The 25,362-nt window shown below is 41.5% G+C and carries 16 protein-coding genes and 2 pseudogenes; 8 read left to right on the top strand and 10 right to left on the bottom strand.

Translation table 11 applies throughout. The features are described from left to right. Positions 1–24 precede the first annotated feature (24 nt). The 3 genes from MXE38_RS03285 to MXE38_RS03295 all read right to left on the bottom strand — a co-directional run bounded on the left by MXE38_RS03285 (position 25) and on the right by MXE38_RS03295 (position 6,332). On the bottom strand, positions 25–4,383 hold the full coding sequence (locus MXE38_RS03285) for a hypothetical protein (RefSeq protein WP_246911290.1): 4,359 nt from the start codon (positions 4,381–4,383) through the stop codon (positions 25–27). A gap of 11 nt (positions 4,384–4,394) precedes the next feature. Further along, complete coding sequence (gene dnaX / locus MXE38_RS03290; protein WP_246911294.1) at positions 4,395–5,579, bottom strand: DNA polymerase III subunit gamma/tau; 1,185 nt, start codon at positions 5,577–5,579, stop codon at positions 4,395–4,397. A 174-nt stretch (positions 5,580–5,753) separates the two neighbouring features. After that, positions 5,754–6,332 (bottom strand): adenine phosphoribosyltransferase, encoded by a 579-nt coding sequence (locus MXE38_RS03295; RefSeq protein ID WP_246911297.1) that lies wholly within the window; start codon positions 6,330–6,332, stop codon positions 5,754–5,756. A 231-nt stretch (positions 6,333–6,563) separates the two neighbouring features. Here MXE38_RS03295 and MXE38_RS03300 point away from each other — a divergent pair, with 231 nt between their 5' ends. The 8 genes from MXE38_RS03300 to MXE38_RS03335 all read left to right on the top strand — a co-directional run bounded on the left by MXE38_RS03300 (position 6,564) and on the right by MXE38_RS03335 (position 15,687). Beyond that, a complete protein-coding gene (locus MXE38_RS03300; RefSeq protein ID WP_246911318.1) occupies positions 6,564–6,923 on the top strand; it encodes a metalloregulator ArsR/SmtB family transcription factor in 360 nt (119 codons plus the stop codon). Between the two features lie 118 nt (positions 6,924–7,041). Beyond that, positions 7,042–8,058, top strand: a complete 1,017-nt coding sequence (locus tag MXE38_RS03305; protein ID WP_246911320.1) for a permease — start codon at positions 7,042–7,044, stop codon at positions 8,056–8,058. A gap of 9 nt (positions 8,059–8,067) precedes the next feature. Beyond that, positions 8,068–8,436, top strand: coding sequence for a thioredoxin family protein (locus MXE38_RS03310; RefSeq protein WP_246911323.1), 369 nt, complete (start codon positions 8,068–8,070; stop codon positions 8,434–8,436). A 1,362-nt stretch (positions 8,437–9,798) separates the two neighbouring features. Continuing rightward, positions 9,799–11,679 (top strand): biosynthetic arginine decarboxylase, encoded by a 1,881-nt coding sequence (gene speA, locus MXE38_RS03315; RefSeq protein ID WP_348647353.1) that lies wholly within the window; start codon positions 9,799–9,801, stop codon positions 11,677–11,679. A gap of 12 nt (positions 11,680–11,691) precedes the next feature. Continuing rightward, a complete protein-coding gene (speB, locus tag MXE38_RS03320) occupies positions 11,692–12,633 on the top strand; it encodes an agmatinase (protein ID WP_246911340.1) in 942 nt (313 codons plus the stop codon). Positions 12,634–12,724: 91 nt separating this feature from the next. Then, complete coding sequence (locus MXE38_RS03325) at positions 12,725–13,411, top strand: HAD-IA family hydrolase (protein WP_246911342.1); 687 nt, start codon at positions 12,725–12,727, stop codon at positions 13,409–13,411. A gap of 208 nt (positions 13,412–13,619) precedes the next feature. Further along, positions 13,620–14,795 (top strand): hypothetical protein, encoded by a 1,176-nt coding sequence (locus MXE38_RS03330; RefSeq protein WP_246911344.1) that lies wholly within the window; start codon positions 13,620–13,622, stop codon positions 14,793–14,795. Between the two features lie 55 nt (positions 14,796–14,850). Continuing rightward, a complete protein-coding gene (locus MXE38_RS03335) occupies positions 14,851–15,687 on the top strand; it encodes a DUF2057 family protein (RefSeq protein WP_246911355.1) in 837 nt (278 codons plus the stop codon). Between the two features lie 463 nt (positions 15,688–16,150). Here the strand turns inward: MXE38_RS03335 and MXE38_RS03340 are convergent. The 7 genes and pseudogenes from MXE38_RS03340 to MXE38_RS03370 all read right to left on the bottom strand — a co-directional run. Beyond that, positions 16,151–16,930, bottom strand: a pseudogene (locus MXE38_RS03340) (helix-hairpin-helix domain-containing protein); the annotation flags it as partial. A gap of 750 nt (positions 16,931–17,680) precedes the next feature. Further along, a pseudogene (uvrC, locus tag MXE38_RS03345) lies at positions 17,681–18,787 on the bottom strand (excinuclease ABC subunit UvrC); the annotation flags it as partial. Positions 18,788–19,858: 1,071 nt separating this feature from the next. Then, the gene (locus MXE38_RS03350) at positions 19,859–20,650 is read right to left on the bottom strand and encodes a MetQ/NlpA family ABC transporter substrate-binding protein (protein ID WP_246911358.1); all 792 of its coding nucleotides are present in this window, start codon (positions 20,648–20,650) and stop codon (positions 19,859–19,861) included. Positions 20,651–21,033: 383 nt separating this feature from the next. After that, a complete protein-coding gene (locus tag MXE38_RS03355; RefSeq protein WP_246911362.1) occupies positions 21,034–21,456 on the bottom strand; it encodes a hypothetical protein in 423 nt (140 codons plus the stop codon). Between the two features lie 576 nt (positions 21,457–22,032). After that, positions 22,033–22,548 carry a MetQ/NlpA family ABC transporter substrate-binding protein gene (locus tag MXE38_RS03360; RefSeq protein WP_246911372.1) on the bottom strand — a complete coding sequence of 172 codons (516 nt, stop codon included), beginning with the start codon at positions 22,546–22,548 and terminating at the stop codon, positions 22,033–22,035. Positions 22,549–22,718: 170 nt separating this feature from the next. After that, a complete protein-coding gene (locus tag MXE38_RS03365) occupies positions 22,719–23,372 on the bottom strand; it encodes a DUF805 domain-containing protein (RefSeq protein ID WP_246911374.1) in 654 nt (217 codons plus the stop codon). 455 nt (positions 23,373–23,827) lie between these two features. Next, the gene (locus MXE38_RS03370; RefSeq protein ID WP_246911379.1) at positions 23,828–24,622 is read right to left on the bottom strand and encodes a MetQ/NlpA family ABC transporter substrate-binding protein; all 795 of its coding nucleotides are present in this window, start codon (positions 24,620–24,622) and stop codon (positions 23,828–23,830) included. Between the last annotated feature and the right edge of the window lie 740 nt (positions 24,623–25,362).

A 25,362-nucleotide genomic window follows, 5' to 3' on the forward strand; every position in this document is an offset into this window, starting at 1 on the left:
AGCCCCACTATTTATAAGTAAAACTTATATTAAAGGCACAGAATTGATGGCTTTTGCTACCTGACGCTCTTGCTTTTCTACATATAAGGTAATACCTACATTATCCAAGCTTAAGCCTAAGTTCTTAACTAAGCTATTAAAGCCATGTATTTTCTTAATTTTTTGGCGAGTAATAGCAATGGCCTCTTGGTGAGCAAAATATGCTTTATAACAAGGAGCCTCTCGAGGTGTTTCATTATCTTTTTGCACCTCAATTTGTAAGTTTCTTCCTGTAGCTGCATTTAGAGCCTTAATAATGTTAGGCAGTAAATAGTCGCACTCATCGCTCTTAGCCACCACAATAGTCCAGTGATCAGGATTAAGCTCATCTACCTTACGAGCAGTACGAGTTAAGATGGAGAACTCAGGGCCATTGTTAGAAAAAGCTTGAGTAATGATTTGTAACCATTCATCTTTTTCTAATACTTGACCATAAAAGTCGTCATCACTCATCATGCGTAAGCCAGCAAAAGTATCCACCCTTCTTAGGGCACTACCTATTACTCTATCAGTGCCTTCTATAGGCTCAGCATTTACTAATTGTGGATCATTATTCAGAGCCTCAGCAGCCGCTAAATCATAGCCACCACCAAAATACTCTCCATCGTCCTCATCAGATTCCATAGGGGCAAAGTTTGGAGCAGCTACACCATAAGAGCTCTCATAACTTTCTTCACTTTTATAAAATTCATCATGATCAGCAATATAGTCAGGACGCTCCAAGGTAGCCATTCTATCTACAAACTCATCAGCGCCATTAGGTCTACCATAACCACCATTAGGGTTGGCCACACCAGTATTTACTGCGTTTACACCATTTACAGGGCCTTTATATTGGGGAGCACTGTTAGGCTGCATATTGCCATGGCCCTGAGCAGACATTTGTCCAGACACTGGAGCTTGGGCCTGTACCTGTCCCTGCACTTGCACTTGCACTGGCATAGAAGCACCGTTCTGAGTACCTCTCTGAGCATGACCTGGCTGCTGTATTGGGGCTTGAGCATAAGCACCAGTAGCAGAGCTTTGAGCTTGAGCTTGGGCCTGTGCCTGTGCTTGCATCTGACCATTAGCCTGAGCTGGTGGTATAGAGCCTTGGGTTTGAGCCATTACAGGTGTAGCACTAGCAGCTGTTGCCACTGTTGCTGCAGTTGCCGCAGGCTGAGCCAAGGCTTGGGCAGGAGCCTGAGCTTGGGCTTGAGTTTGGTTTTGAGACTGGGCCTGAGCTTGGGCCTGAGTCTGGGTATTAGAGAGCATGATCTTAGGAGCAATATGGGCAACCTGTGTCCATGGGAAGTGCTGCTCTGGTACCTTGATATTGCCTTGGCCAAAGACATAAGCTCTGCTGCGATCTTGGCCCTCTGTAGCTAAGCGCTCTTGTAACTCTTTAGCTATGGCGCTATTGCTTATGGCCATGAGATTGAGCACATCATTAGATTGCTCATGGAACACATGACCATGAGCGATCATTTGTTGCTTATAAAGCTCAACTTGCTCTAACTCTTGTTGATGCTCTAACACAGCTTGTTGCTCTTGGGCACGAATTTGCTCTACTAAACTGCTAAAGTCTTGAGCCTTAGTAGTCTGAATAAAGCCATCATCACGCACCTTTAAAGGCTCAAAGAATATATCACTATTGCCCTTATCCTTAGAGCTACCTTGCTCGCTATCAGCCAATAAATTGTTATCACTTCTCTTAGTAAGCTTAATAGGCTCAGCATGATTAATCTTAATGCTATTTTTGCCTATAGTAATAACTGTAGCCTCATTAGCTAATTCCCATGGTGATGGGCCATTAGCTTTAGAGAGCTCTGCCTCCTTATTAAGCTGAGCATCTAAGGTATTTAAAAATTGAAAACTAGCCTCACCTTTAGCTTTTGCTATAGCAGCTTTTTCATCATCACTATGAGCATGTAACAGAGATTCCTTTAAATTGCTTAAAGCCTGATTAGCCTGTTGTACCTTAGCCTTTTCAGCAGATAGATCAAGGCTACCATCAATAAGCTTCACTCCGCTTTGAGGAGCAGTAATCAAACTATCACTCTTTGGAGTATTTAGTCCCATACTTTGGGAGCTTGCCGATAGGGCATTATTGGCCACTACCATAGAGCCATTAGCCCCCTGTCCCTTATCTTGATTAGCTATAAAGTCTTGAGCAGCATTAGTGGTAGCAAGAGCATTATTAGTGTGCTCAGGATACTTTTGTAAGTTTCCACTCTCACCTTTATCTTGATTGAGCTCTTGTGCTTGTGGCAAGCCGTTCAAAGCATTAGGGTTAATAAACTCTCTCTTATCATCAGGCCCCATTGACCATGGAGGCAAGTCATCATTTGATTGACTGCCTTTATCAGTAGCGCCACCATCTTGCTTCATTTGTGGAGCAGTAGCGGATAAATCACCTTGAGACTGTTCTGGTAGCTTAACTGTTGCTACATCAATAATCTCTAGAGAGTTATTATTGTTATTACTATTAATGCTTGAGCCTAAAATATCATCAATATCAGCCTCATCACCATAGCCCTCGCTAATACCAATGCCAGAGGCAAAAGCATCTAGTGACTTATTGGCATTATCACTAAGTTTTTGTGGTTCAAACTTAGGACTATCAGCTAAGGACACACTCAAGGAGCTAGTAGTTTGATTTTGCTCAGCAAAAGCACTATCACCCTCACTATGAGTTACCTGTGGCACGCTATTGGTAGCTTGACCCATATTTTGCTCAGCTACAGAGACAGCAGCCCCGCTATCACCATTAACTTGCTCTTGGCTATTAGCCTCAGTCTGCTCCTGGGCAGGAGCGTGAACTTGGGCCTGATCTTGGTTCTGGGCTGGAGATTGGGTTTGCTCCCCTACGCTAACCTTATCAGCGCTTGGCTCTTGATTTGGAGCAAGCTCTTGCTCTTGATCATGAGACTTTGCTGTTAGCTCTGCTGCTTGCTCTGACACTGGTGCTGCTGGCACTGGCTCTGCTGGCGCAGCAGGTGCGCTCACTGGAGCTGAGACTGTTGCTTCCTGTGTAGAGGCAATATCAACGCTTTGGCCATTATTGCTTAAAGATACACCCTCACCTACTAATTGTGAGCCTAAATGGCGTGGGTCATTAACATCAAAACCATGAGCGCCTTGAGAGCTAAGAGCAAAGCTACCATTGGCCTGAGATTGGCCATTATTAAGCGCTTGAGCTGATTGTTCTGTCATCTTATGAGCGTTAACAGGCAAGCCCTTACTCTTATTTTCCTTCATGAGATCCATGTCAGTAAAACAAGAGTTCATTATATCTTCGCCTTCTTTGCGGGTAATATGCTTATTGTTTTCAGGCTCAGGCTCTTTATACAAGCCTTGTCTTTTGGCATTGCCTATATATTTATGAGCATAATCATAGAATTTCTGGCCACACTCAATATAGCGAGAGCTTTCTTCTTGGTACTTTTTCAACTCCTCTTCTTTAAACACATTAACTACAGGGGCCAGTACCCTAGTATTAATAGCAACTCCACCCTTGCGAATATTCTCTAAATCACGCTGTTGGTTGCTATAGTCTAATTTGGAGTCGAGATCGATTTTCTTACGACCATCAAAAGTACCCACTGTAGGTGCAGCCGCTCCACTAGTTTGAGCAATAGCACCTTGCTCGTAAGATAGGCCCTGAGCAGAGGCTTGTCCCTGCTGATCTAAACCTTGGCCCTGGCTCAGGCCCTGGCCCTGGCCCTGGCCCTGGCCCTGAGCCTGGGCATTAGCATTGGCATTGGCATTGGCATTAGCATTGGCATCTAAGCTGGCCTTGAGGTCACGCTCTTTGATGTCAGCTGCTATTTGGGCAGCACGCTGCTGCTTAGTACGTAAGTTAAAGCCTTCGCTAAAACCACCCTGTGGGCCATTACCCTCGACATGAGCCTTAAAATCAACAGTAAAGCTATCATTGCTTGGCACGTCACCTTGAGATGGAGTGATGCCTTGTTGCTTTTGTAAAGTAGATAGGCGCTTTTGCTGCTCAGCACGGATACGCTCTAATTGGCTAAAAGAGGTCTTAGCTTCTGTTACTAACTGTTTGCTTTGATGCAGGGTATTGGCTAAGTCCTTAAATTCCTTAAGATTTTCCTCATCTAAACCTAGTTCTTGGGCTAATTGACCAATACAGTTGTTTAGATCAGAGCCACCTTTAGCAATGGCAGCTAATAGTGATTTACTATCATCTGAAGTGATAGCACGCAATAAAGGACGGAAGCTATTATTATCAGCAGCTGAGGTATTGGTAGGCTGTACACCCTTGAGACCTAAAGAGGCTAAAGGGTCTGCATCTACCTTACCAGCGCTAGCTACGGTAGCGTTGGCAAGATAGTTTTCCAAAGGAGGGGTTTTTAGAGCGTTCTGCTCAGATCTCCACTGTTTTTTTTTACAGGGGTAAAGGCCAACAGACGCAATAAAGTCATCTCAAAGGCAGAACGACCGTCTGAGGCATACTGATACTCTTGTAAGCCCTCAAGTACAATTTGGTAGTAATGCTGTACTTGTTGAGGAGAGATACGGCGGGCGTAATTCTCTAAAATGCTCTTGCTAAAGGAAAAGACCTCTAAATCAGAGCGGCCAATCAGCTGATATAAAGCAATATCGTGGAATACAATGATAAGCTCATCTAAGAGGCTCTTGTAATTAGGAGCCTTATTACGAATTTGCTCGATTAAAGCAGCAAAGCTTTGGGCGCTATTAGAGCCAGACTCAGAAGAACCATCAGCTACCGCAGAAGCATCATGTGAACATAAGAGCTCTAAAATATCGGCTGTCAGCTCATCACCTACTGTGCCAAGCATGGCATAGACGTTAGCAGCCTCAAGCTTACCATTGCCCAGAGCAATAGCCTGATCACATAAGGATAAACCATCACGCATAGAGCCACGAGCAGCACGGGCTAAAGCAATTAAAGCCTCTTTTTCAAACTCAATATGCTCTAGATTACAGATCTTCTCTAGCTGGCCTTGGATTTGATCTAAGGTCAAGGCACGCAATGGGAATTGCAAACAGCGAGATAAAACTGTAGTTGGAATCTTGTGAGGATCTGTAGTTGCCAAGATAAACTTAACGTAGGCAGGTGGCTCCTCTAAGGTCTTTAATAAAGCATTAAAGCTATTAGTAGTGAGCATGTGCACTTCGTCAATGATGTAAATCTTATAACGAGCATTGATAGGCGGATATTGGGTATTTTCTAAAATCTGACGAGTATCTTCTACCTTGGTTTGTGAGGCAGCGTCAATCTCAATCACATCTGGAAAAGCACCATTAGCAATGGCGGTACAAGCATCACACTTACCACATGGATGGGAAGTTGGTTTATCTTGTGCCTTACACTCTAAGGATTTGGCAAAAATACGAGCAATAGTAGTCTTACCAATACCACGGGTACCAGTAAATAAATAGGCATGGTGTGTTTTACCAGCATCAATAGAATGAGCTAAAGCTTTTAAAACGTGCTCTTGTCCCACTACATCTTCAAAGTTCTGGGGACGATATTTACGTGCTAACGCTAAATACTCAACTTCAGACTGCATTGCTATGTTGTCCTTGATCTTTCAAGCCAAAAAACCCAAGCCCCAAATAGTGCATTAAAGACACTAGCTCGGGCTTGGGATCTTATGTTGTTATTTTTATACCAACAAGCACGCCTTAGGCTAAAAAGCTTAACGCTCGCTTAACTTAAGCTTAAGGCGCTTTAATTCTTTTTCCTAGTGGCCAGGGAAGTCTAATAAGCTTAATGACTCCACGCCACACTCTTCTTTAATCTTATCATAGCCACCCAAATCGACCAAATCGATTACAAAAGCAGCATTGACAACTTGAGCGCCCGCTCTTTGTGCTAGCTTACACATGGCAATCATAGTACCGCCAGTAGCTAACAAATCGTCTACGCATAATACACGCTCACCAGGCTTAACTGAATTAGTGTGCATATGGAGCTCGCTTACGCCATACTCAAGAGCATACTCTTCTTTGATAGTCTCACGTGGCAACTTGCCCTTTTTACGTACCATCACAAAGCCAGCACCTAACTTAGCTGCTAAAGGGGCACCAAAAACAAAGCCACGAGCCTCGCTGGATAATACCTTATCAATTTTCTTATCTTTAAAGGCTTGAGCTAAGAGATCAATAACTAAGGCAAAACCCTTAGCATCCTCACATAAAGTGGTGATATCACGGAATAAAATACCCTTAATAGGATAATCTGGGATGCTAGTAATGGTCGACTTTAAGTAATCAATCTTACCTGCTAAATCCTCAACACGACCACATAAAACTTTTTGCATCTAATTAAGACCTCTTAACAGCGTTTGAATCTTGTGAGCACTGTGTTTTAACAACAACTACCTTATATTTTTAACAAAAGATAAACAGCGCACCAAGGTAAAATTATACCTAAAAACCAAGGCTGTTTTACAAAAAAATAATTACCCTCAACGAAGGCTATAGAACTAACCTACTTATTGACAAATATCAATGAAGTAATTACTATAAGAAACATATCAAAATTTTTTAATATGAGACGTACTATGGCTACCACCTTTTCCCAGAATGCCTTAATGTTTAAGGCTCTTAGTGATCCTATAAGGCTTGAGATTTTAGACTTGCTAAGTGATGGCGAAAAGTGTGCTTGCGTTTTGATTGAACGATTAGGTATTGCTCAGCCTAGTGTTTCTTATCATACCAATATCTTATTTAAGGCAGGCCTTATCCATCGCCGCCAAGAGGGCAAATGGGCCTTCTTTAGCATTAATGAGCAAGGTTTCCTCCACGCTTGTCAAACAATTTTAGCTATCACTAAGCTTGATAAGCACCAAACTCTTTTAAATAGCTCTTGCTGTAGCTGTAGTCCAAGCCTAAGCCCAAGCTCTAGCTAAAGCTCTGGCTCTATCAGCAACTAGCCAGAAAAACTTTTAGGTAGCACTCTATTGCTACCTCTTTTTTGCCAATACATATCAAAAATTTTTTATATATTGCTTTGTAGGTGTCGCCACTATGGAATTTTTAACAAATTTAGGTGCGTTCTTTCAGTACCAAGTGTTAGGTATGCAATGGCTTAATGAGCTAATAGGACAAGCCTTAATTGCTCTAGGAATGGATTTAAGCTCTCCTATTGCAGGTTCGCTACAGTTCTTTATTTACGATACGATTAAGATTTCTGTACTCTTATGCTTATTAATCTTTAGCATTTCCTATGTCCAAAGCTTTTTCCCTCCTGAGCGCTCTAAAGCTATTTTAGGTAGATTCAATGGCTTAAGTGCTAATACTATAGCTGCCTTGCTAGGAACTATTACCCCTTTTTGCTCTTGCTCCTCTATTCCTCTTTTCATAGGCTTTACCTCAGCAGGATTACCTCTTGGTGTGACCTTTTCCTTTTTAATTTCCTCTCCTATGGTCGATTTAGCAAGCTTAGTACTAATCTCTAGTATTTTTGGCGCTAAAGTAGCCTTTGCCTATGTAATATTAGGTCTAGTCATTGCTATTGCTGGCGGTACTTTAATCTCAAAACTCAATATGGATAATTACATTGAGGACATAGTGCGCCCTAAAACTATTAAAACTAAAACCATTATTCAAACTCCAACAACAAAAGAGCGCTTGTCCTTTGCCTATGAGCAAATGAAAAATACCTTTAACAAAGTATTTGTTTATATCTTAATTGGCGTTGGCATTGGTGCCTTTATCCACAATTGGATCCCTCAAGAATACATTGTTTCCCTGTTAGGCTCTCATAGCACTGTTGGTGTCTTTCTTGCCACCTTAGTAGGCATTCCTATGTATGCTGATATTTTTGGCACTATTCCTGTAGCAGAAGCTCTATTAGCTAAAGGTGCCCTATTAGGTACTGTACTTGCCTTTATGATGTCTGTTACCACCTTAAGCTTGCCCTCTTTGATCATGCTTAGAAAAGCCATTAAGCCTCGCTTACTGTTTACCTTTATCTCTATCTGCACTATAGGTATTTTCCTCGTTGGCATCTTATTTAACTTATTGCAATCTTTCTTAATCTAGGAGCTCCTTATGAGTATCTTTAATATCAAAAAAATCTTTAACAAAACCAACGCTCAAGACCTAAGCTCAAACCTCAGCACCATCCCTACCAATCCCCAGCAAGGTCTCGTTGACTTAGAGAGCATTAAAGCTAACGACATTGTGGTATTAGGCTCAGGTTGTACTAAATGCAACACCCTTGAGGACCATGTTAAAGAAGCTCTTCAACTCTTAGGCCAAGACAACAAAATCATACATATTACTGATTTTGCTCAAATTGCCGCCTGTGGCGTAATGACAACCCCAGCCCTAATGATCAACAACACCATTATCAGCACAGGCAAAGTCCTAACCGTAGCCGAGCTCCAATCCCTCTTACCGCAGTACCTCTCCAACTAAAACTAAAGTAGCAACCAAGGGCTAACTCCAACCTCCATTAGTAGTTAGCCCCTACCCTCATTATTACTTCAGCGTAGGCGGTGGTATTCTCGCTAATTTATGATAAACATGGCTAATCTTAAGGGCATAAGAGAATGCAAACCTTATGTAAGTGTTAAGACCATACTTACTCAGATAGCTAAAGTTACAGGTTGTTAGGGCCATAGTGTGTGTTTAATAGCCAATCTTAAGGGCATAAGATATGGCAAACCTTCTGTAAGCGTTAAGCCCCTACTTACTCAGATAGCTAAAGTTCCAGGTTGTTAGGGCCATAGTGTGTGTTTAATGGCCAATCTTAAGGGCATAAGATATGGCAAACCGTCTGTAAGTGTTAAGGCCCTACTTACTCAGATAGCTAAAGTTCCAGGCTGTTAGGGCCATAGTGTGTGTTTAATGGCCAATCTTAAGGGCTTAAGAGATGGCAAACCCTCTGTAAGAGTTAAAGCCCCTACTTACTCAGATAGCTAAAGTGCTAGGCTGTTAGAGCCATAGTGTGTTTAACAGCCAATCCTAAGGGCTTAAGAGATGGCAAAGCATCTGTAAGTGTTAAGACCCTACTTACTCAGATAGCTAAAGTTACAGGCTATTAGGGCCATAGTGTGTGTTTAATGGCTAATCCTAAGGGCATGAGAGATGGCAAACCTTCTGTAAGTGTTAAGCCCCTACTTACTCAGATAGCTAAAGTTCTAGGCTGTTAGGGCCATAGTGTGTGTTTTATGGCCAATCTTAAGGGCATAAGAGATGGCAAACCTTCTATAAGAGTTAAGCCCCTACTTACTCAGATAGCTAAAGTTCCAGACTGTTAGGGTCATAGTGTGTGTTTAATGGCCAATCTTAAGGGCATAAGAGAAGGCAAACCGTCTGTAAGAGTTAAGCCCCTACTTACTCAGATAGCTAAAGTTCCAGGTTGTTAGGGTCATAGTGTGTGTTTAATGGGCTGTTTTTAGCTTTATGGGGCTAATTGTGCTTGTTTAGTTTTTCTATATTTGGCACAATCGTTCCTAAGTTTGAGTCTTGAGGGCTCGGCCTACCATGAAGGTTGCGATAGCAAGCTGCGCTGCAGCGCTGCGGCAAAGCGGTGAGCGGCGCTATGGATGCATCAGGCTGCAAGCGGCGCTATCTGATTGCGCTGCTCAAGCGGTGAGAGGCACTGCGAGCAGCGGTGAGCTGCGGAGCAAGATGCAGGCGGCTGCGAAGGCAGCAGACTGCGGTGGCGGCTGTCGTGAAACCTTATTTCTTTATCCTTTTGCCTTATGGGGCGCAGGGCTGATTATTGGTTTGCTGTGCGTCTTGGTTAAGGCACTAAGCGGTTGGAATTTTTGCATGAGCACATTTAACACAGACTGGTGGGGCAATGGTTACTTTGAAATTAATGACAAGGGCCATGTTGTCGTTTGTCCAGATCCAGATGTTCCTGAGGCTAAAATTGATTTAGCTGAGTTGGTGGCCTCTAGAGAAAAAAGTGGTCAACGTCTGCCTGCACTATTTTGTTTCCCTCAGATTCTTCCTCATAGAGTACGTTCTATTAATCGTGCTTTTAAGCAGGCAAGAGAAAGCTATGGCTATACAGGCGATTACTTTTTAGTTTTCCCAATTAAGGTTAACCAGCATCGCCGTGTGATCGAGGCTTTAACTCAGTCAGGAGAGCCTTTAGGTTTAGAGGCTGGCTCCAAGGCTGAGCTCATGGTGGTATTAGCCCACGCAGGACGCACTCGTAGTGTAATTGTCTGCAATGGCTATAAAGACCGTGAATATATTCGTATGGCTCTCAATGGCGAGAAAATGGGCCATAAGGTTTATATCGTTATTGAGAAGCTCTCAGAGCTGCGCTTAGTATTAGAAGAGGCCAAGCGCTTAGAGGTACAACCTCGTTTAGGTGTACGTGCTCGTTTAGCCTCCCAAGGCTCTGGCAAGTGGCAAGCCTCAGGTGGTGAAAAGTCTAAATTTGGTTTGAGTGCTACTCAAGTCTTAGAGTTAGTATCGGACTTAAAAGAGCATGATAAGCTTGATTGCTTGCAATTGATTCACTTCCATTTAGGCTCTCAAATGTCTAATATTCGTGACATTGCCAATGGTGTTAGAGAATCAGCTCGTTTTTATGTTGAGCTTGCTAAATTAGGTGCCAAGATTGAATGCTTTGATGTTGGCGGCGGTTTAGGTGTTGACTACGAGGGCACCAGATCTCAATCTGATGGTTCAGTTAACTATGGTTTAGGCGAATATGCCAATAACATTATTTGGGCTATTGGTGATGCTTGTAAGGAAAACAACTTACCTGAGCCTACTGTGATCACTGAATCTGGTCGTGCAACTACTGCTTATCACACTGTTTTAGTATCAAATGTTATTGGTGTAGAGCGTATTTGCGATGTTCGTAGTGTGGTAGAGCCTAAAGAGGATGCCCCTCGTCCATTACAATCCATGTGGCATACTTGGCAAGCTATGCATGAGGCAGAGCAGCACCGCTCTTTACGTGAGTGGCTTCACGATAGCCAATTAGACCTTAATGATGTTCATCATGGCTTTATTGTAGGTGATTACTCCTTAGAAGAGCGTGCCTATGCCGAGCAATTGTATTTATCAATTTGCGTTGAGCTCAAAAAGATGCTTGATCCGCTTAACAAGTCCCATCGCATCTTAATTGATGAGCTTGAAGAGCGCATGGCTGATAAGCTCTATGTCAACTTCTCCTTATTCCAATCGCTACCTGATGCCTGGGGTATTGAGCAGCTCTTCCCTGTAATGCCATTAGAGTTTTTAAACAAGCCATTAACCCGTCGTGCTGTACTCTTAGACATTACTTGCGACTCAGATGGTGCCATTAAGCACTATATGGATGGCGACGATGTGGCTAGCACTATGCCATTCCCTGAGTACGATATTGATAATCCGCCATACATTGGCTTCTTTATGGTCGGAGCTTACCAAGAAATTTTAGGCAATATGCATAACCTCTTTGGTGATACTGAGGCTGTAGATGTCTATGTTTATGAAGATGGTAAGGTAAGATTACGTCTTAGCGATGAAGGTGATACTGTAGCTGACATGTTGCAATATGTGCAGCTTGATCCATCCAAGCTATTAAGCGAGTTTACTCGTGAAGTACGTGATAGTGGTTTAGATGAAACCTTACAACGTCAGCTGATTAATGATTTCAAGACTGGCCTTTATGGCTATACCTACTTAGAAGAAGATCAAATTTAAGGGCTATTTGTCATGGATAAATTCCAAACTTTAGGTAATAAGGAAGATACCTCTTTAGTAGCAAACAGCTTTGGCTACTTAAGAAGTCCTTTAGTGTTCAATCCTTATGAGTGTCAAGCTGATGTAGCCATCACTGGTGTGCCATTTGATATTGCTACCTCTGGCCGTTCAGGCTCACGCTTTGGCCCTCAAAGCATTAGAGCTATTTCCACTCAATTAGATTGGGAGCACTGCCGCTATCCTTGGGACTTTTGCCTCAAAGATAAATTAAAGCTCATTGACTGTGGTGACTTAGTTTATTCTTTTGGTGATGCTAAAAGCATGGCCAAGGCTTTAGAAGAGCACACTTTAGCCCTCTTAAAGTCTGGCAAGACCTGTCTTACTTTTGGTGGTGATCACTTCATTACCCTACCGCTGTTACGTGCACATGCTAAGCATTTTTGCGCTGATGGTTCTAAGCTCTCTTTACTGCATTTTGATGCCCACTCTGATACCTATTCTAATGGCTCAGATGCTGACCATGGCACTATGTTCTACCATGCCCCAATGGAAGGCTTAATTGATCCAAGTAAGTCAGTACAAGTAGGCATTCGTACTGAGTTTGATAAGAGCTTAGGCTTCAATGTTATCCATGGTGCTATGGCCAATGATATGAGCGTTGAGCAAATCATTGAGAGCATTGAAAAGACTGTAGGTGATAACAAGGTTTATTTAACCTTTGATATTGACTGCTTAGATCCAGCCTACGCTCCAGGCACTGGTACCCCAGTATGCGGTGGTTTAAGCACTGATAAGATCTTAAAGATTATTCGTGGCTTAAAGAAGCTTAATATTGTGGGCTATGATGTAGTTGAGGTAGCGCCTGTCTATGACCATGGTGAAATTACCTCCTTAGCTGCTGCTACTTTAGCCTTAGATATGCTTTACTTACACGCCAGCGCTAAAGCTAAATAAGCTCTGGTAATTACTTATTATTAACCTTAATAAGCCGTCATAGGGCTATACCTTGGCGGCTTGTTTCTTTTTTTTAAATATTACCTATCCTATGTCTCACCATATCCCTTGCATCAACCCTAAAGCTGTAATCTTTGATCTTGATGGTACTTTACTCGACACTGCCCCAGACATTATTTCCGCTTGTAATGCTACTTTAGAGCACTTTGGTTATCAGCCTATTGATAATGAGTTGGCTCATAGCAAAATGACAGCTGGCATGAGAGAGCTGTTAAAACTTGGTATTCCTCAAAGTGAGCATGATAGTGCTGATATTGCAGGTGCTATGCGCTCTTATTTTGCCCAATATTATCTTGACCATATTAATGTTCATACCAAGTCATTTGAGGGTATTGAAGCGCTGTTAGATGATTTAAAGGCTGCTAACATTAAAGTTGCGGTAGTTACTAATAAGTACTATGACATGGCCCAAAAGCTCTTATCACAATATCCTTTTTATAAGGATTTAGCCCTGATTTTAGGCTGTGATAGTATTGCCAATAGTAAGCCTCATCCTGAGCCTATTTTAAAAACACTAAGCCACCTTAATATTGGCCCTTATGATGCTGTTTATGTAGGTGATCACTTAAACGACATTATGGCTGCTAATAGAGCTAAAACCCATTCAGCTGTAGCCTTATGGGGCTATGGTGCACAAGAGTGTGGTGATCCTAAAACTTGGTGTGCTCACTTTTTACTCAATAGTGTTGCAGATTTAAGAGCCTTATGCCTCAAATAAGTGCTTTTTACTAAGCAATATTATTTTTGGGAACTAACTTAAATTTTGCTAGTCAATATAGGCAAAGACAAGCATAATGGCCTATACCCTTGGCTTTATTAGCACACTTAATGAGTCTCATATTTGTATCTTGCCTAGGTATTATTAAGCTAATTAAGCTATAATGCTTTTTTATTATTATTGCCTAGTTTTAAGCTGATTAACAAATATGGGTAAGTTTATGCGCTCATTATTGCCTTGCAAAAATAAATTATTGTCCTTGGCTTTGCCTATTACTTATGCCACAGTATTTTTAAGTAGCGCTTCTCTTACCATGGCAGCCACTGTTTATGATCATGAGGGCACTAGCTTAGATATCTTTGGCAATATTAGAGCTATGTATGTCAATGAACATGCCTATCAAGATATTGCTAAATACGATAGCAAGGATAATGGCATTTATGCTAGCGCACGCCTGGGCATTGCCGCTCGTAGCTCCATTAATCATGGCTTAGATGCTATTGCTATGGCCCAATGGGACACTAAGGCAGATGAACAAGGTCATTATGGTTATTTAGGGCAAACTAAATACATGTTTGCAGGCTTTGATGCCTACCAATATGGAACCTTAATCGCAGGCCGTGGAGATAATGCTTACTATAGCGTAGCAGGAGCTACCGATATCTTTAATATCATTGATGCTCAAGCTAGCGACTATTATATTTATGGAGATCAAAGACCTTCACAGCTCATGTACTCTTTGCGAGCATTAAGCTGGGATTTAAAGCTCTCTTATATGCTAGCCACTAATGAATTAGGGCAGACCCCGCTCAACGCAAAAAGAGGTATGTCAGCTTCGATCTCTACCAAGTTTGGCGATGATATTACCTTTGCCTATGGTATTGACTATTACAAATTCAACTTTGATGTAAATCAAAGTAGTGCTGAGCAATTCTTTGCTCATCAATTTGTTGCCGACGGTTTTAGCTATACTGATGCGCTCATGCGCTCTCAAAACCATCATGTAGGCACCAAAAAAGAATATGGCATGGCCTTGTCATATGGTGTATTAGGATCAGGCCTCTATGCTGCCTTAGTATTAGGCACTACTGATTATGATTACCTGGCTCACCAGCTCTATACTGTAGATACTGCTATCAACTACACTATGGATAATGGTGTTTCCATGAGCCTAGGCTATGGCCTTAAGCGCTATGAGGATATAAATATAGTTTCCCAGTTAACTGTAGGACTAAGTTATCAAGTTAACTCTGTATTTAAGCTTTTTAGCGAAGCCCAATTTAATCTTGATGGTGAGGCAGATCAGTTTTATGGCAAAACAATGTGCGATCTGCTTAACTTAAATGAAAACAAAATAGCCCTGGGTGCTGAAATTAGTTTCTAATTAAGCTAAGATCGGTTGTCCCAATAAGTATTAATTTTTTTAGAGAACTTATATCATGTCCAAACTAGGTGCTTTACTTAAAGTTAGTGCACTAGCAGGTGCCTTAGCTCTTACCACTGGCGTATATGCAGCCTCTTTTAAGGTTCCTGTAAACTACTCTGTTGAGTTAGTTGATGGCCAGACCTCTAACTTCGAATACAATCGTTTCGACCGTACTATTACCTTAAGCCCAGGTCGTCACCAGCTTGTTATGTTATTTGAAGGCACCTTTGGCAACTCTCGTGAGTCTCGTCTCTATCAAGCTGCTAACCCAATCGTAATTGAAATTACTGACATGCCTGCTGATGCTCAGTATACCTTCACTTACCAAAAGCCAAGAGATGAAAGAGAAGCTGAGAATTACACTCGTTCTCAAAAGATTAACTTAATCAATGATGCCACTAAGGCACCTTTAAGCCAGGACGAGGCTAGCTACTATTTATTAACCTCTGACTCTGGCTTTGCTATTTTACGTGATTATCGTGAAGACCTAGCCTCAGTAGGTCGCCTCTATGCCCCAGCTAAGGTATTTGAGGAAATGCGCTCTAACACTAACCGTGTGTCCGTAAACGAGAATAATGTAACTACTGTTCAGGCTCGTATTAGTGGCTACAAGGGTGACTATGCCAACCCTGGTACTGTAGCTCCAGAGGGCAACAATATGGCAGCAGCAAGTGTTGCAGCAACCACTGCTGTAGCCGCTCCTGGTGTTGCTACTGTTCAGGCCAAGTCTGGTGGCAAGAACGCTCAAACTCCAGCTGCTAACGCTACCTTTGACCAATTAGTACAAATTTATGAGTCCTCTGATGACGCAACCAAGCTTAAGTTTGTTAAGTACATCATGTCTCACTAAAACCAAATAATCAAAACTAAGTATTTTTACAGGCCTGGCCCCAATTACCAGGCCTGTTCTTTTTTATTCCACCTACCAAGCCCAGACCAGGCTCAGGCAAGGTTGAGCCTTGCCAGGCCCAGCTGAGCTTAGCCAGGTCAAGCCAAGCCAGGCCAGGCCAGGCCCAGCATTGCTTGACCAAACAGGGCCAAGCCAACCCTGCCTCGCTACCAACGCTCAGCTACAGCCTAGCCTCGCAGCAGCAGCCTTACTCAAAGTCCAGCTTTATTGGGTCAATTTTAGCCCCGTTTGCCTGGGCTCCCAGTACTACCAGAGCACACAGGGCTTGCCAGAGCTTCCCTGGGCTTTCAGGGCCTCTCTGAGCTTGCCTGAGCTTAACCTAGTTGACAGAGCCTTGGACTTACGTATTACTTGGCATATTTTGATTAGCCATGGGTCTAGCTTATGGCTTAGAGCCTAGAGCTTAGGCATGCAGCTGGTCGTAGATGTGCTGGGCCAGCTTAGGGCTAATGCCTGGGACTTTTTGCAGCTCTGAGACGCTAGCTTTTAAGACCTCTTGCATACCACCTAAGTGTTTTAATAAAGCCTGTCTACGCTTTGGGCCAATTCCTGAGATGGATTCGAGTTTTGAGGTACGGCGCTCTTTGGAGCGGCGATTTCTGTGTCCTGTAATGGCAAAGCGGTGCGATTCATCTCTAATATGAATTACTAATTGTAGCGCAGGGCTATTTAAACCAAGTTTAATGCGCTCATGGCTAAAAGCCTTGATTAAGGTCTCAAGACCCTCTTTTCTGCCCTCACCTTTAGCTACAGCCACAATATTAGGCATAGGGGTAGTACAGTGCTCAAATTGCTCCGTTAAGACCTCCTCAGCCTGCTTTAACTGACCAGGGCCACCATCAATAAAGATTAATTGCGGACATTCTGAGCCGTCAGGATCTTTAAAGCGTCTTTGTAAAACCTGATGCATAGCCGCAAAGTCATCACTTGGAGTAATGCCTTCAATATTATAGCGGCGATACCTTGAACTATCTGGGCCCTCACGATTAAAGACTACGCAAGAACCTACAGTAAGCTCACCCATGGTATGAGAAATGTCATAGCACTCCATACGCTTAATACCGCTAAGACCAAGTAAGCTTTCTAAATCCTTAATTCTTTGTTCTGCTGTAGACTGAGAGCCCAATTTAGCATCTAAAGCAACTTGAGCATTAGCCATAGCCAAGAGCAAATACTTTTTCTTAGCGCCACGAGCACCTTTAACAAAACGTATCTTCTTATCAAAGCGCTCTTTAATGGCTGTTTTAAGTACTTCTAACTCGCCAAGACCTTGCTCCTTCGAGCTATCTTTACTCTCTTGACTATTGTCACCATCCCCATCAGCCCCAGCAGCAACCACAGCCCCTGCTACGGATACAGACTCAGTGGCTAGTGCTGCTGCCGCTGCAGCTGCCGCTGCCGCTGCGCTCTCAACTGACACTCTCTGAGCCTTAGTTTCAGCATCATTGCCAGCGCCAGGCTCAGCTGTGTCTAGCGCCCGCTCTTGCTCTTGTTCCTGTTCTAAGAGCATAGCAGCTTGTTGCTTGCTCTTAATTTGGCCAATAAAAGCCTTGGCCTCTGAAAAGTCATCCTTATTAGAACTACTCTCTTGAGTGGCCAAAGATAAGCTTTCTTGGTAGGCTTGCTTGCGATAATTGCGCCGCTCTGCCCAATGCTCTTGTTTTACCTTAAGCTGAGGCTTACAACTACTGTTATGAAGCTCAGTCCTTGGCTTAGGGGCCTTGCTTACCTGTGGCTCTCCATCAAGGTCGGCAAAATCAATTTCCTCTAAATCGTCCAAGAACTCATCACTAAAGTCCTCCTGATGGCGCACTTGGGCAGGCTCTTGACCATGCGCTTGCTCATGTGCTTGCTCAGGCACTGGCATTGCCTGACTTTGGGAGGTAGTTGGCGGCTCTAGTTGCTGTTGCTCTATTGGCTCTAGCTGCTCTATAGGAGCTTGATTCTTGGAAGTAAGATCAATTACTACCTCATCAGGAATAAGGTTAGGATGCTCATCGTTTAGATAAAATTGGCAGAGAAAAGATAAAACTATATCCTCACTGCTTTGCTCATAATCTCTAAGCTTGGGGAAAAAAGAACGACTTCCAAAAATACGGCCATGTCTAATGAATAAAACATGGATACAGGCCATACCTTCACGCATAGCAAAGCCAATAATATCTACAGGGTACTCAATACCACTAATGATACTATTGCTCTCTTGAACACGGCGTAAAGTAGTTAATTGATCTCTAAGAGCTGCTGCTTGCTCAAACTCCATTTTGCTTGCATGCTCTTCCATCTTTTGCACTATGGCGCTTAAGAGTTCTTGATTTCGTCCTTGCAAAAAGAGCCTAATCAAATCTACTTGCTCATGGTATTGCTGTTCTTGCTCTTTACTCATAGGAACACAAGGGGCTAAGCACTTACCTATTTGTGCCATTAAACAAGGACGAGAGCGGTGGGCATAGACTGTGTCTTCACACTGTCTAATAGGAAAAAGCTTTTGCATGAGGCGTAAACTATCTTTAACGGCACTAGAGTCTGGAAATGGGCCAAAATAATCGCCCTTCTTTCTTTTAGCACCACGATGAAAGTAAATACCAGGATGCTCATGCTCGCTAGTAAGCAATAAATAAGGATATGACTTATCGTCACGTAGCAAAATATTGTAGTGAGGCTGGTATTTCTTAATCAGCTCGTTTTCTAAGATTAAGGCTTCGGTCTCAGAGAAGGTAATAGTAAATTCAATACGAGCAATATGAGATACTAAGGCACTAGTTTTGGCATTTTGCTCTTTAACAAAATAAGAGCTCAGACGCTTTTTTAAGTCCTTGGCCTTACCAACATAAATTACTTCATTTGCTTGGTTATACATGCGATAACAGCCAGGAAGCCCAGGAACAGTCTTTAAAAATGCCTTAGCATCAAATGGTTGCAGCTCATGCCCATTCCCCTGCTCTTGCTCCTGCCCCTGCTCTCGCTTTTGCCCTTGACCTTGCACTTGCTCATGCTCATGCTCTTGAACAAAATTTGGCTCACTAGTATTAGCTTGCATCTTTAGCCCTTATTACTCTTACCTAAAATATTAACCAGCATCATAGACCAGTAACTACAAGCCTAAGCTTGGTAAAAATTACCATCATGCTCACTATTTTAGCCCAAGGCCCATCCTAGCCACTAGCTCGTAGCTAAGATTCTCATCTTACCAATCTCTAAGAGAGCACTCACAGCACCAGCACCTGCCACCGCCCTAGCACCAGCATCAGCGTCCGTTCCAGCGTCCGCCCCAGGGCCAGCATCAGCAACTGCAAGAACCTGCTCCTACGCTAGCTAAAGTGCCTTTAGCAGTGACAGCGCCAGCACTAGCACTAACGCTGATAGTTTGGCATCGCACAGCGCTGTATTGCGCTTGATCACAGCACCTTGCCAGGCAATACCTTTCACAGCACCGCTTAGATAGCATCTCTCCAACTAGCGATTTATTTCCAAGCTTACGCCCGCTCCCAAGACCAAAAGGCTTAAGCTACTGTTACGAAAATAGGTCAACCTTGATACGCAGGAACCCTATGGGCTTGCCCATGGGAGTTGGTCAGTGTAGAGGTAACTTCGGTTAGGGCTAAGTTTTCAGCTCTGCCAGGCACATAAGATTAGAGGATGAACTAATCACCTTTACTGAGCTAAAGATATGACGATAAGGACTATGCTCTCAAGCTTTGTATTAGCCATATAGCAAAGGTGAGGAAGGGGCCTTTATTTAATTGGGACTAGTTTGGTATTTGAGATGGGAGCGGTCGTTAGCAAAATTACTTGTCAGCTTGGACGAACAGAGTGTAGGATTGCGCTTTGCGCTTTTTCTTTTTGTTGATTGGAGAGATAGAGAGCGTTGGTGGGGCTAAGGATGAAAATAAGGCAAAGGCAATCGCCTTAGGTTAATCACCTGATGGTAATTATCTAAGGACGATTGCCTGTAATTAAGCCAAAAAGCACTCTTAAGGGTGATCCTAAATTAGATAGCCGCTAACTTAGGCTTAAGAGATAGGAGTCAGCTCTATGAGCAAAAATAGGATAGCCGCCTAATTACACTCTTAATAAGAGCTTGTTCCTTGACTAATCGCTGGGGATGCTATTATTTGCTACCACCTACTGGAACTAATGCACCTTCGTACTTAACCTTAATGAAGTTAGCAGCATCTTCTGATGATATTTCTTCACGTAAGATTTTAATGTCAGGATTGTTAGCACTCTTAGAGTTAGCTACTAAGATGTTTACATATGGTGAATCAGAACTTTCTAAAAATAAGGAATCCTTAATAGGATTTAAACCTGCAGGCATAGCATAATTGGTATTAATTACAGCTACGTCTAAGTCCTCTAAAGAACGAGGCAACTGAGCAGCTTCTAACTCATGGATGTCTAAATTCTTTGGATTCTCAGCAATATCTAAAACAGTGATGTTAGCATCATTGGGATCACTAACCTTAATAAGTCCTGCTTTAGCTAATAGCAGTAGAGCACGACCACCATTGGTAGGATCATTAGGGATACCAACACTAGCACCATCTTTAACCTCTGACAAGTTTTGTATTTTGTGTGAGTACACGCCCATTGGAGCAATAAGCACAGCACCCACATCAACTAAATCAGAGCCATGATCCTTAATGAACATGTCTAAATAAGGCTTGTGTTGGAATAAGTTGACATCTAACTCACCTTCAGCAACGGCAAAATTAGGTTGTACATAGTCGTTAAACTCAGTGATTTCTAGTTTAACGCCTCGTTTTTCTAAGGCTGGCTGAATATGTTCTAAGATTTCAGCAAAAGGTACAGGAGTAGCACCAATTTTGAGTACTCCTGCTTGAGCTAAACTTACAGAGCTAGCAGCTAGTGCTAGAGAAATGGCTAATAATGTTTGCTTCATGACTTTGTGCGCACTAAATGCGCCTCCTTATAATAATTACCCAGAAACTCCATCACATGGAGTATTAAGCACTATAGCACTGAGGCAAAAGAGCTCTCAATAAGATAAATGAGCTCTCATTTTCATGCCCTAAAATGTATCATGAAGCAAAAATATCATTATTTTGGCTTATTAATGCGACTTATAAAGTTGTAAAGATTTAGCTTACCAAGCTCTCTTTAACTAAACGATCTAAAATAGTGCCCATTTTTGAGGCAGCTTTTAGCAAGGCCAGGAGTTTGTCAATCACCTTGGCCTTACCTTGTAAGGTTATTGCTATTTTTAGATGCCAAACATTTTGTACCCTGGAGCAATTTAACTCGTGAGGCCAACTAAATATTAGGCTAATTGTAAAATATTTTGTCGTACCATGATCTTACGTCGTCTCTGATACTTTCATGGTACTCATATATTACATTAACAATGTCAAAGTTAGCTCTCTTGTCCTTGAAACGATTAATAGTGAAATAGCCATAGAAATTACCATTTTTATCAACAACTACAGGAGGATGTGAGGCATATTTGTTAAAAGGGCTATAATCGCTATAAGCACTGCCATAATCGCCGTACTTGTTCCATATAGAGTGTTTATTGTATTTGCTGCCGTAATCTCCATAAGCATTCCATATGGAGGATGATTCATATTTGTTAGCATTCAATACCCCTAAGAACACATCATGTCCTCGACCGCCAAAAATATATAGCGCTTGGCTATACACACAACCAACTTGCAGCAACAAAACTAAAGCTAATATTAATTTTTTCATATATATCAGGCAATGATATCCCTACTTGTAGGCTTATCTAGCAAGGATATAATTTAGCCTCTCCTATTTTGATTATACGTAAGCGACATGTTTGTTCGTCAAACCAAGTTTAATGAGCTAAAGTGGCTTTTTAGCATTAATTTTGGTTTCTACTTGAGCCATTTTACAGCTTTTAACAATAAATAATATGAAGCTTAATCATTAATTATTGAGAGCTCATGGCTCAATCTAGCTTGATGACCTGCTCACTTAATAAAGTCGGTGGCGCTATAATCTATGAATTTAATCACTCTGATATGCAGCAATTAGTTTGAGAAGAGGGCCAAAGGCTGATTGTGGCTATAGTTTGATGGGAGTTTTGCAATAGCTTACTTAGATAGCTAAATAAAAGGCAATCGTAGGAAATACGATTGCCTTAGTAAAGCCAAAAAGCACTCTTAAGTGAGATCCTAAATTAGATAGCCGCTAATTTAGGCTTAAGAGAGATTGTCTAGCTTTTAATAAACCATTGGGATAGCCGCCCAAAAGCTTATTGTAAGAAAGCATAGACAATAGAATTTTTGTCTCTGGGGTTAATTACTTGGCCTTGGTAGCTACTGGAACTACAGCACCATTGTACTTTTCGGTAATAAACTTAGCAGTCTCCTCAGAGGATAACTCGTCGATTAATACCTTAAGATCTGGATTTTTTGCGCTCTTTGAGTTTGCAACTAAGATGTTAACGTATGGAGAGTCAGCATCTTCAATGAAAAGAGCATCCTTTAATGGGTTTAAACCTGCTGGAATTGCGTAATTAGTATTAATAACAGCAAAATCTACATCAGGTAAGGCACGTGGTAATTGTGCTGCCTCTAACTCTTGGAACTTTAAGTTCTTTGGGTTCTCAGTTACATCAAGAACTGTGACGGTTACATCAGTAGGATCACTAAGTTTAGTAGCAGAGTTAAGCTCTTCCTTTGATACTATAGATCCGATGTTGTAATTACCATTAGAGTCATAGTTGACCTCATACTTAGTAACACATTGAACGGATGTATTTGAGTGATTTCTACCATGAAAAGTACCATAAATATTCAGGAACAACTTACTCATTAATAGGAAAAGTGGCCATTATCATCATAGCAGGCTAGGACATGGACTTAATCAACAGCAATATATACGTTAATTTTGACAAAATTAACGTATATGGGAGCTAAGCATTTCTGGCAATTTTAGCTGGCACAATATCCTAAATAACAATATTGTTAGATACTGTTTATTGCTTATTTTGAAAGATTTAGTTTCTTTATTTCATCCGCAAGATCTGTGCTTATTTTCGGATCATAAAGACTCTCTTTTTTGTTGCCTTGACTTGGCATTTCTGGCTCATCAATCTTTAAGGATTTTTCTATAAGATCATTGTTTTCTTCTTGCTTTAAAGTGCCACTTTCTAAGTTAATCTTAGTCTCAGCAATGAGATCATCTGTCTTAGTTAAAGGATCTTTGCCAAACCTGTTTGTTCCTTTGGTACCACTTAACATGGTTAATACAAAGATATAAATGATTAATCCACTACCAATAAATAAGCATATATCAGGCAAGAACTCAGGCATGGGCACACCATCATATTTCAACTTTTCAGCAGCGACCGACAAGAATGATGTTGCCCAAGGCAATAGCAACCAAAAACCTCTGCGATTAACATCATGCAAACGCCTTACTGAGGCTGTAAAAAAACAGATTGTTAAATAGATAAGTATAATGTTGAATATCCAAGAAAATGTGATTCCAACCATTTCGATAAATAATTTGAGTATTGAACTAGAAATAAAATACAGCAAGAAAAACCACCAATATTCAGGTCTTGTTGCACGATCTGAGACATTAAAAGCTTTTTCCATAGTACATATTTTTAGAGATTTAGTTAATGAGATCATATTTCAATTCTCTTTGCTATAACTACAATATAAGCACCATTTTGTGCTATCTACAGACATAGGGGAGACAGTTGGTTATTTATCAAAATTTGCTTAGATTTTGCGTTGGGGAGGTAATAAATTCGTATAAATGACAATCAACATACAGCAAAACTGTTAGTTTAACGTAAATTTTTGAATGTCTCCCCCATGTCAGTATCTAGTTTAATTTTTAGCTTATAAAAAGTCCACAACCTCCAATAAGCTCAAGCAAAATATAGCGCAAAAAAGGCAATCGCAGGAAATGCGATTGCCTTAGTAAAGCCAAAAAGCACTCTTAAGGGTGACCCTAAATTAGATAGCCGCTAATTTAGGCTTAAGAGAGATTGTCTAGCTTTTAATAAACCATTGGGATAGCCGCCCAAAAGCTTATTGTAATCAAGCATAGACAATAGAATTTTTGTCTCTGGGGTTAATTACTTGGCCTTGGTAGCTACTGGAACTACAGCACCATTGTACTTTTCGGTAATAAACTTAGCAGTCTCCTCAGAGGATAACTCGTCGATTAATACCTTAAGATCTGGATTTTTTGCGCTCTTTGAGTTTGCAACTAAGATGTTAACGTATGGAGAGTCAGCATCTTCAATGAAAAGAGCATCCTTTAATGGGTTTAAACCTGCTGGAATTGCGTAATTAGTATTAATAACAGCAAAATCTACATCAGGTAAGGCACGTGGTAATTGTGCTGCCTCTAACTCTTGGAACTTTAAGTTCTTTGGGTTCTCAGTTACATCAAGAACTGTGACGGTTACATCAGTAGGATCACTAACCTTAATTAAACCAGCCTTAGCTAGTAATAATAAAGCACGACCACCGTTAGTAGGATCGTTAGGAATACCTACACTAGCGCCATCCTTAAGGTCAGCTAAGCTCTTTAAGTCCTCAGAATAAATACCCATTGGCTCAATGTGAATACCAGCAACACTTACTAAATCAGAGCCATGATCTTTTACGAATACGTCAAGATATGGTTTGTGCTGGAAGAAGTTAGCATCGAGCTCGCCATCAGAAACAGCAAGGTTTGGCTGAACATAATCGTTAAACTCAGTTAATTCGAGCTTAACACCCTTTTGCTCTAAAGCAGGCTTTATATGTTCTAAAATTTCAGCATGAGGTACTGGAGTGGCACCTACTTTTAAAACACCTGCATTGGCAATACCAAAAGAAGTAGCTGCTAGAGCTAAGGATAAGGCTAATAAAGTTTGCTTCATGACTTATATACGCACTAAGTGCGTCTCCTTGTAATAATAATTTCCCAGAAATTCCAAAATTGGAGTGCTTTGCAATATAGCACCGACAAACAAGATCTTACAAGATGGCGGCTACTACTCACTAATATTAAGGCACTACTATGCCCTAAAATGTACCACTCTATAATAGCTCTCTAAAGACAGCTTATCCTTAGAACCAAAGCCTAAACTTGGCTTATTTATGCACAAAAAATTAACCACCTATTAATAGTTTCCTCATTGCCCCTTAATCTTTGAAGCTATTAGTCTAAGCTTACCCACAACAATGCACCAAAATAGCTCCCCAATATAAACAAACTACCCTACCCCATTACTTTCAAGAGCATTAAATCTGACGTAATGCATCTTTCAAACATACTAAGAACCACTACCAACTAAACGTCCTAGCTAAAGCATGGTTTGGACTTAGCTTAGCTTGTCTTGCTAGCAGATGGCGCATAAATAGGCTAAATACAAGCGCTGCAAATAGCCATAAAAGCTCACAACGCAAATTAGTACACCGTGAATCAGGTTTATAGCACTGAGTGCTGATGACTTAGTTCAGAGGTTAAGAATATCGAGCTTAAGTCAGGTTCATGATTTCCTAATTAAGAGTATTGAGCTTTAATTATTCGATTCCTTTAAAGGAAGCAATGGTAACTCTGGTAAGGGAAAGCAGATCTCAGGACTGTTAAGTAGTCTTTTAATTTCATCTAAAACAG

The sequence above is a fragment of the Anaerobiospirillum sp. NML120448 genome, assembly GCF_023050945.1.
Lineage (GTDB): Bacteria > Pseudomonadota > Gammaproteobacteria > Enterobacterales > Succinivibrionaceae > Anaerobiospirillum.